At 70.7% G+C, this 11767-nt stretch carries 10 protein-coding genes; 5 read left to right on the top strand and 5 right to left on the bottom strand.

Translation table 11 applies throughout. The features are described from left to right. Window position 1: 1 nt before the first annotated feature. The gene (locus AMK25_RS30060) at window positions 2-2047 is read right to left on the bottom strand and encodes a hypothetical protein (RefSeq protein WP_241826562.1); all 2046 of its coding nucleotides are present in this window, start codon (window positions 2045-2047) and stop codon (window positions 2-4) included. Window positions 2048-2354: 307 nt separating this feature from the next. Here AMK25_RS30060 and AMK25_RS30065 point away from each other — a divergent pair, with 307 nt between their 5' ends. From AMK25_RS30065 to AMK25_RS30090, 5 genes are all read left to right on the top strand, one after another. Continuing rightward, entirely contained in the window at window positions 2355-3896 is a 1542-nt protein-coding gene (locus tag AMK25_RS30065; RefSeq protein ID WP_073831734.1) for a non-reducing end alpha-L-arabinofuranosidase family hydrolase, read from the top strand. Between the two features lie 182 nt (window positions 3897-4078). Beyond that, a complete protein-coding gene (locus tag AMK25_RS30070) occupies window positions 4079-4372 on the top strand; it encodes a DUF4287 domain-containing protein (protein WP_073831735.1) in 294 nt (97 codons plus the stop codon). Between the two features lie 846 nt (window positions 4373-5218). Then, window positions 5219-6868 carry a sensor histidine kinase gene (locus AMK25_RS30080; protein WP_143194817.1) on the top strand — a complete coding sequence of 550 codons (1650 nt, stop codon included), beginning with the start codon at window positions 5219-5221 and terminating at the stop codon, window positions 6866-6868. After that, window positions 6835-7503 (top strand): response regulator transcription factor, encoded by a 669-nt coding sequence (locus AMK25_RS30085; protein ID WP_073831737.1) that lies wholly within the window; start codon window positions 6835-6837, stop codon window positions 7501-7503. Before AMK25_RS30080 ends, AMK25_RS30085 begins: the two co-directional genes overlap by 34 nt. 161 nt (window positions 7504-7664) lie before the next feature. Continuing rightward, window positions 7665-8336, top strand: a complete 672-nt coding sequence (locus tag AMK25_RS30090) for a helix-turn-helix transcriptional regulator (RefSeq protein ID WP_073831738.1) — start codon at window positions 7665-7667, stop codon at window positions 8334-8336. Window positions 8337-8406: 70 nt separating this feature from the next. Here AMK25_RS30090 and AMK25_RS30095 read toward each other — a convergent pair whose 3' ends face one another. The 4 genes from AMK25_RS30095 to AMK25_RS30110 form a co-directional block, all read right to left on the bottom strand. Beyond that, entirely contained in the window at window positions 8407-9087 is a 681-nt protein-coding gene (locus AMK25_RS30095; protein WP_073831739.1) for a response regulator transcription factor, read from the bottom strand. A 97-nt stretch (window positions 9088-9184) separates the two neighbouring features. Beyond that, on the bottom strand, window positions 9185-9937 hold the full coding sequence (locus tag AMK25_RS30100; RefSeq protein WP_073831740.1) for a hypothetical protein: 753 nt from the start codon (window positions 9935-9937) through the stop codon (window positions 9185-9187). 27 nt (window positions 9938-9964) lie between these two features. Further along, window positions 9965-10699 (bottom strand): sulfotransferase family protein, encoded by a 735-nt coding sequence (locus AMK25_RS30105; RefSeq protein ID WP_158070687.1) that lies wholly within the window; start codon window positions 10697-10699, stop codon window positions 9965-9967. Then, window positions 10696-11520, bottom strand: coding sequence for an inositol monophosphatase family protein (locus tag AMK25_RS30110; protein WP_073831742.1), 825 nt, complete (start codon window positions 11518-11520; stop codon window positions 10696-10698). The genes AMK25_RS30105 and AMK25_RS30110 overlap by 4 nt, the downstream gene beginning before the upstream one ends. Window positions 11521-11767: the final 247 nt, after the last annotated feature.

Consider the following 11767-nt stretch of genomic DNA (forward strand, 5'->3'; position numbering starts at 1 on the left):
TCTACAGCGGCAGGGTGAACAGGGAGTGCAGCCCCTGGTACGTCATCTCGTGCGAGGTGACGAAGAACCCGGGGAACAACTGACTGAGGGCGGCCTGCCGGACGACCGTCTCGCGTACGGCGTGCGCGGTCAGCTCTTCGAGACCGGCGACGACCTCTGCTGGCACCCCGCCCTTGGCGGCCCGCTGGTACGCCTCCGCGATCGCCTCCCAGCGACCGTCGAACGTCTCCCCGAGGTCGTCTGCGACGGTGCCCCAGGTCTTCTCGAAGCGCTCCAGCTTGGTCGAGGAGGTCCAGTCGACGTTCGTGACGCGGGCCGCATCGGGGTCGACGAGCAGCAGGTCGGAACGGAGGTCCCCGACAGTGGTGGACGCCTTCCACCGGAACCGTTCGGCGAGGTGGCCGGCGAGGGCCTTCTCCGCCCCGGTCGCGGCTGGGTTGCCGGTGAAGCCGACGAGGCGCAGCAGCAGGTCCCGGTCCGGGTGGCCGAGCAGCATCTGGGCGACCGTCTGGCGCAGCACCGCCTCGGAGCCGCGCAGCGCGGGCGCCAGTTCCGGGTGGGCCGCGCGGACCGCCTCGACCACTGTCGCCAGCGACTTCTCCGCGAACGCCTCGAGGCCCGGTGACCGGCCGACGAGCTGGGCGACCTCGGCGGCCATCCGCCGGTGCACCTGCTGCCCGAGCCGCCAGGGCTGCGCCTGCCCGGCCTTGCGCAGCGCGCGGAACTCCTCGTACGCGGCGGTCTGGAGCGCCCGGTTGAACGCGGTGGTCAGCCGCTGCTCCAGTTGCCGGGCGATGGCCGCGCGCACGACGGCGGCCTGGATGTCCCGGGGTGTCTTCGGCGGTTTCAGCTCGCGCAGGTCCTCGATCCGCTTGATGATCTCGTCCAGCGCCTCGTTCAGTTCGGCGCGGGTCGCCGCCCGGCCGGCCGAGGACACCGTCTCGGACATGCTCGCCATCAGCACGGGCCGGCCGTCGAGGCTGACCAGCGCGCCGAGCCGGGTGCCCGCCCCGGCGCCCGCGAACGCCTCGGCGTGCGCCGCCTGGTTGAACACGCTCAGCGTCAGTTCGGCGTCGGCGAGCAGCACCCGGCCCTGCCGGAACAGCGCGTCGAGCACCTTCGGCGGGAAGAGCGTGCGCAGGACGGCCAGCCCCACCCGGGGCGTGGCGGCGATCGCGGCCCGGCCGATCGCCACCAGCAGCGCGGCCATCTGGGCGGTCAGCAGGCGCGCCTCGCGGGCGCCCGCGAGCAGCAGCGGCACGTACCGGACGGCGGCGCGCACCGCGACGCCGCCGAGCAGCCGGGCGAGATGTACCAGTCCGGTGAGCACCTGGTACAGGTCGCCGGCGACGCGCCCGAGCAGTCGGCCGGCGGCGAACGGGTCGAGGTTCTCCAGGTGCCGGGCGAACTCGGCCGCCCAGCCGCGCCACAGCGCCAGCAACCGTTCCGGGACGGTTGTCGGGTCCAGCGCGGCCACGATCCCGGCCAGCGCTTGGCGTACGACTGTGGCCTGGTCGGCGATGCGCTGCACACCGGCGCGGGGATCGACTGTCAGCACGATGAGCGTGGTGAACTGTTCCTGCTGGAGCCGGCCGATCAACTGCACGAGCTTGCCGAGGTCGACCACCACCGTCGCGACGGACTCCCCGACACCCACCGCGAACCCGTCGAGGAACAGCTTCGGGTTGATCCCGTTCCAGGCCGCGTAGTGCCGCATCGCGTCGAGCAGCGCGGGGTCGAGGCCGAGCAGGTGGCGGCGGAACGCGCCGTCGGTGTCGACGTCGGAGGCGGCCAGGTCGAAGAACGCCTCGGCCAGCCGCAGTTTCGCGAGCATCGCGACCAGGTCCCAGACGTTGTCGGTGGTGATGCGGCCTCTCATCGCGGTCAGGACCCGGTCGCGGGTCATCGACCGGGTGGCGTGGGCGTCCATCCAGTACTTGACGGTCAGCGCGACGAACTCCACCCGCGGGTCCTGAGTGCGTACGCCGAAGACCGCGGCCCGGTCCTCGGCGGACACCCGCGGCACGCTGAACCAGTCCCGGATCATGACGGATTCGTCCGCCGGCTGCCCCAAATCCCCCACCGCCCTCCAGCCGTGTGCACTGTCGGGCCGCCATGCGGGCGTCGCTAGTGCTGGGTCGACAAGCCGACATGACCTCCGTGGCCGTCGGGCCCGGCATCCATCGACTGTTACGACTTGACGAACGACGTGTTATCGCTCACAGTCGATGGCACAGCGCGGCGGGAGCGACGGGTCGCCGAGCGGGCGCGGGCGGCCGGGTGGCAGGCCGGGTGTGGGGTCAGTGCGCCAGCGCTAATTGTTAGCGCTCACAAATGTGATCTGAGGGAGGAACATGTTTGCTTTTGGTAGATCCCCATCGACGGTGTCGCCGCCACGACGGCGCGGATGGCTGCCGCGAGTCGTCGCGACAGGCGCCGCGGCGCTCCTCGTCGGCGCCGGCGCCGTGGCGGTCGTGTCCGCGCCCGCCGCCGCCGCGAGCGTCGACACGAGTGCCTGGTACGTCCTGGTCAACCGCAACAGCGGCAAGGCGCTCGACGTCTACAACCTGGCCACGAACGACGGCGCGCGGATCGTGCAGTGGTCGCGCAACAACGGCAACCAGCAGCAGTGGCAGTTCGTCGACTCCGGCGGCGGCTACTACCGGCTGAAGTCCCGGCTGTCCGGCAAGGTGCTCGACGTCTACAACTGGTCGACCGCAAACGGCGGCAGCATCGTGCAGTGGTCCGACACCAACGGGACCAACCAGCAGTTCCGGCTGGCCGACTCCGACAGCGGGTACGTCCGCCTGATCAACCGCAACAGCAACAAGGTGGTGGAGGTGCAGGGCGCCTCGACCGCCGACGGCGGAAACATCGTCCAGTACGACGACTGGAACGGCGCCAACCAGCAGTGGCAGCTCGTCCGCGTCGACGGCGGCGGCGGCAACCCCACCACGGCGCCGCCCACCACGCCGCCGCCGGGTGGCACCTGCAATCTGCCGTCGTCGTACCGGTGGTCGTCGACGGGTGTGCTGGCGCAGCCGCGTTCGGGCTGGGTGTCGTTGAAGGACTTCACAGTGGTGCCCTACAACGGGCAGCACCTGGTCTACGCGACCACGCATGACACCGGTTCGTCGTGGGGGTCGATGAACTTCGGTCTGTTCTCCAACTGGTCGCAGATGGCCACGGCGTCGCAGAACGCGATGTCCTCGGGGACTGTGGCGCCGACGTTGTTCTACTTCGCGCCGCGCAACATCTGGGTTCTGGCCTACCAGTGGGGCCCGACCGCGTTCTCCTACCGCACCTCGACCAACCCGACCAACCCGAACGGCTGGTCGTCGGCGCAGCCGCTGTTCACCGGCAGCATCTCCGGCTCCGGCACCGGCCCGATCGACCAGACCCTGATCGCCGACGACCAGAACATGTACCTGTTCTTCGCCGGTGACAACGGCAAGATCTACCGCTCCAGCATGCCGATCGGAAACTTCCCCGGCAGCTTCGGCTCCAACTACACCACCATCATGAGCGACTCGACGAACAACCTGTTCGAAGCCGTGCAGGTCTACAAGCTGCAAGGCCAGACCCGCTACCTGATGATCGTCGAGGCCATCGGCTCCCAGGGCCGCTACTTCCGGTCCTTCACCGCCACCAGCCTGGGCGGCTCCTGGACCCCGCAGGCCGCCACCGAATCCAACCCCTTCGCCGGCAAGGCCAACAGCGGCGCCACCTGGACCAACGACATCAGCCACGGCGAGTTGATCCGCACCACCGCCGACCAGACCTTCACCGTCGACCCCTGCAACCTCCAACTGCTCTACCAAGGCCGCTCCCCCAACTCCGGCGGCGACTACGGCCTCCTGCCCTACCGCCCCGGACTGCTCACCCTCCAGCGCTGAGCGCGTACCCCGAGGTGTGGAGAGCCCGGCCCGCGAACCACGCGGGCCGGGCTCTCCGGCGTCTCGCCCGACGGCGATCGTTGCCCCGGAGGCAACGACGGTGGCCCGGTCCGGCGTTGATCGGCACCGCCTGGCCCGGGAGGGTGGAGTTGTCACCACCTCCCGAGCGAAGGGTTGGGCAGATGTCGTTCCAGGCATACCTCGACGCGATCGAGGACAAGACCGGCAAGACCCCGCGCGTCCTGGTCGACCAGGCCAGGGAGCGTGGCTACGACGCGGCGGACGTGAAGGCCGGCGTGATCGTCGGCTGGCTCAAGGACGAGTACGGCCTCGGCAGGGGACACGCGATGGCCCTGGTCCACGTGATCAAGAACGGGCCGAAGATCAGCGTCAAGCACGTCGGCTCCACCGGCTCGCACCGCGACGACAGCGACACGTTGTGGCTGGACGGCAAGGCCGCCCGAGCCTCCGCGTAGCGGGTGTGGACAGCGACGCCTATCGTTCGGCCCATGGGAGCGATCAAGCCGTGGCACCTGTCCGTCCTGGCGATCTGCTGCCTCGTGCCGCTCGTCGCGGCGGTGGCGGCGGGGGTGTGGGCGCGGCGCCGGTCACGTGAGCGCCGCTGACCGTCAGCTGTCGACAGCGCCGGCACGTCGAAGCCGAGTCGGCGCAACGCCTCCCCGATGTAGACGAAGAGCGGCCCCCGGGTGTCGTAGCCCCGTTCCCGGAGCGAGTACCGCGCGCCGATCCGCCACGGTCGCCTGCCTCTCGTTCGATCGATGCGTCACGCTACTGCTTCGTCCGGAACGATGTTGTCCGCCGTTCCAGGGCAGCCGCAGAGGCGAGTAGTGCTCGGGACGAGGTCACCTTTCGGACGCGCAGTTCGGTCCTGTGCGGCGCATGGCCAGGCAAATTGCGGTCGGGCGGGTTTCGGATGGATGCCGATCACGCCTTGCCGGGATCGCCCCGGACTATCTCTATTGTGTCGGCGCCCCGACATCTGGCTGCCGACGGTATGCGCGGGCCTGTTTCCCGGGAGTGGACGACAATTATCCTGATTGCTGGGATGCGTGCCGGCTTCCCGGCCGGCCGGGCTGTCGCGTGGCGCGTCGATCTGGCTGCCGAACTGCTCCGTCGTCGGAGCCTGCCCGCAGGGTGGAATTCGCTGCCGTGCGGCCGGGGCGGGGCGGATAGGGAGGGCGTCGACCTGCTGCTACGAATGGAAGCCAAATACCCGCAGAATCATAGGTGATATCGGGCTGCGGCTCATCGGACTGTCCGGTTCGAGCGCTTGGGGTCGCTACGGCGGCTGTGGGTGAGTAATGACCGCTTTTGTGGAAACTCTTATGCAATTTACCTGCCCCCAATTAATCGGCGATGCGATAGTATTGACGCCGATCGAGGAGATCGATTCGGGCGGTCTGATCATCTTCAGGGATCGCGTCGCGACCGTCGAGCGACCGTTCATCGGTTCACCACCGTCCACTGGTCGGCTCCATCGGCTACCGACCGCGGAGGGACGATTGGTCCGGCTTCCGATGCCCGGCAGGGTCAGCCGAGTCGACGCGGGGCCAGCGTTGCGGGGCGCGGCTGTCGCGATGCTGGTCTGTGTGATGTTGGGCGGGAGCGTGGTCGCCGCGGTTCGGGTGATCCAGTCTGGTGACGCGGAGACCACGTTCTTCGTCGCGACGGCTCTGGCTCTGGTCTGTTCCTACGGCACCGCCGGGATGATCCTGATCGGGTCGGCCGCCAACCCGGTGACCGGCACACTGTTCTTCACCGTCGCGATGGTGTGGCTGGCCCGGAGCACCGGGCCGCTGCACGGCGAGACGGGCACCGGAGTGGCCGCCGTCGCGCACCCGCTGATCTGGACTCTCCTGGTGGCCGTCCTGGTCACCCAGCCGCACGGCCGTACGCGTACCCGGGCGGATCGCGTCCTGCTGGCCGCCGCGCTCGGCGGGCTGCCGCTGCTGGTCATCGACAGCTATGCCGCTCCGGCCAGCCCGATCGACCCGTGCCTGGCCTGCCTTCCCGAGCCGGGCTGGGCCGCCGAGCCGTACGGGCCGGTGGCCGCGCGGCTGGTGGTCTCGGTGGTGGCGATCTGGCTCGCCGTCCACCTGATCAGGCGATGGCAGCGCGCGCAGCGGGTCGTCGCGCTTCCGGGCATCCTCCTCTGCGTGCAGGTCAGCGCCGCGGCGATGGTGCCTGTGTTGACCACTACGCCCCATCTGGCCTGGCTGGTGAGTAATGCGGCAGGTGTGGTCCTGCAGATTCTGATACCGCCGTCGGTGCTGCTCGCCAACGCACGCGGCTGGCGGGCCGACGCCGCGCTCTGGGAACGTCGCTACGAGCAGGAGGCGCGGAACGGCCGGCACCGGGCGCGCAGCGAGATCGAACGGGACCTGCACGACGGCGCGCAGTTGCGGCTGGTCACCGCGACCCTGCTGGTGCAGATGGCGCGCCGGACGAAGCGGGACACCGCCGAGGCGGACGCTCACCTGGACGCGGCGGTCACCGAGTTGGGCATGGCACTCACCGAGTTGCGGCTGCTGAGCCGAGGGATGCGTCCGCCCGCGCTGGATCGGCGCGAGCTGCACGAGGCGCTGGCCGCCCTGACCACCAACACGCCGGTGACGGTGCGGATCGAGGGCCGGCCTCGCCTGGTTCCGCGTGAGGTGGCGGAAGCCGCCTACTTCGTCGTGGCGGAGGCGTTGACCAACGCGGTCCGGCACGGGGGCGCCTCGACGGTGGTGATCCGGATGCGGATGGAGCAGAACTGCCTGTACCTGGAGGTGTGCGACGACGGCTCCGGCTCGACTCGGACCCTTGACGACGAAGACTGTCTGAGTAACCTCTGCCGCCGCGCCGAAGCACTCGGCGGCCGGCTGGAGTTGGAGAGCCGACCCGGCGTCGGCACGACGCTGCGGACGGTGATCCCGTGCGCATCGTCATCGCAGACGACGCGGTGCTGATCCGGGAGGGCTTGTCGGCCCTCCTGCGGCAGGCCGGGATGACAGTGCTCGCGGCGGTCAAGGACGCGCACGAACTGCTGGACGCGGTGGCCGGGCACCGTCCGGACGCCGTGATCGTCGACATCCGGATGCCGCCGACCTACACCACCGAAGGGCTGGCCGTCGCCGAGCGGATCCGGCGGGACTACTCCGGCATCGCCGTGCTGGTCCTCTCCATGCACATCGAGACGGAGTACGCGCTGGCGATCGTCAACTCGGGTGAGGGTGGCGTCGGATATCTGCTCAAGGAGCGCATCCTCGACGTCGAGCAGGTGGTCACCGCGTTGCGTGAGCTGGCGAGCGGTGGAGCGGTCATCGATCCGGCCCTGGTCGAGGAGCTGATGGCCCGGCGCCGGACGGGTGGCCGGATCGACCGCCTGACCGTCCGGGAGCAGGAGGTGCTGGCACTGATGGCGCAGGGGTTTACCAACCGGGCGATAGCCGACCGTCTGCGGCTGAGCAGCAAGACCATCGAGTCATATGTGACGAGCATTCTGGAGCGGCTGCAGATCGACGCGGCGGAGGGTGTGCACCGGCGGGTACGGGCAGTGCTGATGTACCTCCGGTCGAACAGCTCCGGCGGCTGGGGACCTTAGCGCCGTTCCATACGGACGCCGGCCCGGGGTGAGCCGGTGAAATCCGGCTCGGCGAGGCAGGGATTTCCCGGTACCCGCGACGTTCGCCCATCGCTACCTTTCAATCACTGTCCGCTTGTCGCATGACCACGTGTCGGCGACGTCAACTCGGGGGAGAGTTGATGCAGAACGAAGCCGTGGATCCCGAGCCGAAGGTCATCGAGGCCGAGGCCGCCGGCTGGCGTCTGGCGGCGCGGGTGATCAGAGCCGCGCGCGACGAGGTGCTCGCGCTGATTCCGGCCAACTGTGCGCTGCTGTCCGATCAGGAGCCGGGCCGGACCTGGCCGCCTCTGGCCGGATGGTCCGGAGCCGCCCGGGTGCGCGTGGTGGTGGCCGGGGAAACCCTGCTGGACCGGGGCGCCCGGCTGCGGGCCCTGCTGGGCGTCCGGGCCGACGTGCGGAGCGGAAAGCACTCGCCGACGCTGATGGTCGTGCTGGACCGCAACCTGGCGATCGTGTCGCGGGGCGGGGCCACGTCGCCGCTGGCCGTTCGCTCGCCGACCGCTGTGCAGGCGCTGACGACGATCTTCCACCACCACTGGTCCGAGGCGCGGGCGGACTTCAGTGACCTTCACGGCAGGCTCAACCCGTTGCAGCGTGACGTGCTGCGGCGGTTGGCCGGCGGGGCCACCGACGACGTGGTCGCGCGGGCGCTGGCCGTGTCCACCCGTACCGTCCAGCGGCAGGTCACGCAGATCATGCAGATGGTGGGTGCCCGGAGTCGGCTCGAACTCGGCATCAAACTGGCCGTGCACGGCCTCTACGAGCGGCCCCCGCTGCGACAGGCGGTCTGAGGGACCGTGCGGGTGGCGGCACCGCTGCGGTGCCGCCACCTTTGTGTACGGTCGCCCCGCGCCGCCCGCCCTACGCGCACTCCACCAGGCCGGAGCGGATGGCGGTGACCACCGCCGACGTCCGATTGGTGCAGCCGAGCTTGAGCAGTACCCCTGCCACCAGCCGCTTCGCGCCGTGGTCGGAGATCTTGAGGCGTCGCGCGATCTGCTTGTTGCTCAGCCCTTCGACAAGCAGCAACAACGTCTCGTGCTCGCGCGGCGTCAGCTTGATGGGCGCCATCGAGGTGGGTGTACGGCGAATGCCGGCCCGGGCCAGCAGTTGCTGCGCCAGGACCGCGGGCATCGGCACCTCACCGGTCATGATCGCCCGGAGCGCGTTCTCCAAGGTGCGACCGGACAGGTCCTGCTGAAGCAGGAAGCCGTCCACCACGACGCCGTCTGCCAGTACCGCCTCGGCGGCATGGGCGTCGTGGATCAGCATGACGATCTTGCTCTCCGGGGCGATCAGCGCGGCGGCCGCGATGCCCGCGACGCCGTCGGCCGCGTTGACGACGAGCACTTCCGGTCGCTTGTCGACGGCCTCGGTCAGCAGTTCCGGCATCGAGCGGTAGGAACGGACGGAAGTGGTCAGAGCCAGGCCGCGAAGTGCCATGCTGAGGCCGTCCCGCAGGATGTCGTTGATCATTACGAGTGCGATGCGCAGGCTTGCCGACTCGCGGTGCGGATGGTGTTCGACGATCGTCGCGGTCATGACCGCGCTCCTCTCACTCGGAGTCACACGAATCATCGAAACGGACGGCGGCACGCCCCATCCAGGACCATGTCTCGTTCCGGACATGCTCCGGAGGTCAGCCGCCGTCAGACGTCTCCAGCAGGCTGCCGAGCACCTTGCCGAACTCCGGCGAGGCCAGATAGTTGCGAGCGCCGCGCAGTCGAGGGTCGCAGTCGATTGACACCCTTTCGGTGACGCCGGCCGGACCGGTCCCGGCCGCGAGGAGCAGCGTGTCCTGCACGTCGGTGACATCCACCCAGACGGCCGGTCCGGAGGCGGGCGGTCCCACGGCCGGGGGATGCGGTGCGCCCAGTGTGATCAACGCGGGGGCGGCGGCGCCGGCGTCGGCGAGGGCCAGTGCGGCGGCCACCCCGCCCAGGCAGTGGCCGATCACGATCTCGGTGTCCGGGGTGAGCGCGGCGCGTACGGCGTCGATCGCGGCGTGCCCGGCCGTCGCGCCGGCGGCGAACGCCAGCACCTGACGCAGGGTCCCGGTCAACTCCTCGGCGGTCAGCCCGCAGAAGTATCGGGACCAGGCCAGCCGGCCGGCCAACGCGTCCGCGCCGACCGGCTCCGCACCGGCCTCGGTGTCGAAGGTGGCGGCCCGCCAGCAGCGCCGCAACAGTGCGGCCTCGGCGGCCGGATCGCTGTCGCCGACGGCCGGCACGCGGTCCGGGGCGTCGAGGTTGACCAGGGCGGCATCCGGCGCCACCGCGGGATAGCCGGCCAGCGCCAGACCGTCCTCGACGGAGCCGATCCACTCCCGGCGGACCGAGTCGTCGGAGCGCCGCGGTCCGCCGGTGCCGTGCACGATGAGCAACCGGGACATCCGTTCTCCCTCTCGGTCGAAGCCGGTTCAGGCGCGCGCGGGCAGCCGGTAGCCGTACCGTGCGACCCGATCGGCGAGGTCGGCGAGGTCGTCGTCGGCCCCCGGGCCCTGCCGCCATGCCCGCAGGTAGCGGGTGTTCGTGTCCCGGTCCAGGTCGCCGACGTCGAAGACGGGTGGAAGGCCGCCGAAGGCCGCGACGGCCCCCAACGTCCGGTCCGGGTCGTCCATCAGGTCCTCGTAGCGGACGGTCAACATCGCGTCGAGGTGTGTGGCGTCGGCCCGGGCCAGCTCGTGGGCGTGCAGCCAGTGTTCGACGAGCTGCCGCACGGTCAGCGCCGGCGTCCACTTCCGGGTGCTCATCGCCACTGCCACCGGGTGCCGCTTGACCAGCACGAACCGGGAGCCCGGGAAGAGCCGCTGGAAGAACCGGAAGCGCAACAGGTTGGGCGGCGACTTCTCCAGCACGACCGGGCGGCCGGGATCCAGGTAGCGGTCCCACTGCTCGCGCAGCAGCCGGGCGGTGGCCGGGTTGGCCAGCTCGTGGTGCTCGGTCATGTGCGCCCCAGGCGCGTACGCGAACCGCCCCGGACCGCCGTGCTGCTCGTCGTAGGGGCAGACGGTCTGCAGGTACTGACCCTCGTCCATCGGCGCGCCGGTCTGCCGGAACCCGGCCACCTGCGGGTTCGTGCCGACCAGCGCGGCCAGCAGGGTGGTGCCGCTGCGGTGCATGCCGCCCATGATCAGAAAGCGCCGGCGTGTCACACGACCTCCGCGAGGCTGTCGGGCTGCAGGGCCTCGCCGACCGCGCGGCCGAGGGTCGCGTACGCGGGGGCCCATGCGACGAAGCTGCCCCGCCGCCGGGTCGGCAGCGGATCGGGATGGCTCAGGTAACCGCCGCCGGTGGCGGTGACCAGCGCCCGCCCGGCAGCGGTGTCCCAGTCGTAGACGTCCGCGTTGGCGGCCACGTCGGCGCGGCCCGCCGCGACGTACGCCAGCGCCAGCGCGGACGAACCGAGCCGCCGCACGTCCGCGGCGGCGGTGAGCAGCGCGGCCAGCAGGTCGGTCTCGGTGGTGGACGGCGGCCCTCCGGCGTTCGGGATGTCGCACAGCACGAGCGGCGGCGCCGACGACGCGGAGGTACGCGTGGGCAGCGCAGCGCCGTTCAACCAGGCGCGGCCGTCCGCCGCGGTGAACAACTCCTCGCGCAGCGGGTCGTAGACGCAGCCGCCCACGGTGCGACCGCCGATCCGCAGTCCGATCGACACGCAGAAGAACGGGATGCCCCGGACGAAGTTGTAGGTGCCGTCGATCGGATCGACGAGCCACACCGGGTCGTCCGGGCCGGTCGGGGGGCCGTCCTGCCGGCCGCCTTCCTCGCCCACCACCGTCGAGCGCGCGGCGGCGTCACCCAACGCGGCGCGGATCAACGCCTCGGCGGCCAGATCGGTCCCGGTCACGACGTCGTGGGCCGCCTGCTTCGGGGAAGCGTCCGTCGGTTCGCCGAACCGCTGCCGGACCAGCCGGCCGGCGTCCACGGCGGACTGCGCCGCCACGTCGATGAGGTCCTGCACCGTGCTGGTCACGGCGCCACGCTAACCGCGTCCGCCCCGGTGCCGCGCTGCCCGGACGTGTCAGCCGTCCGGGCATGCCCATTCGTCGTGGCCGATGGAGGCTCCCGGGCCCGCCGCCGGATCCCGAGCATGGGCGGAAAGCGGTCCGCTGTCGGCGTGACCGGCGGATCGGCCGCACCCGAGAGGCGGAGCGATGGCAGAGAGTTCAGGCGACGGCCGGCGTTTTGGGCGTACGCCCGACCGGCCACGTGGTGCTCAG

It is taken from the genome of Micromonospora sp. TSRI0369 (genome assembly GCF_001905625.1).
Classification (GTDB): Bacteria; Actinomycetota; Actinomycetes; order Mycobacteriales; family Micromonosporaceae; genus Micromonospora; species Micromonospora echinospora_A.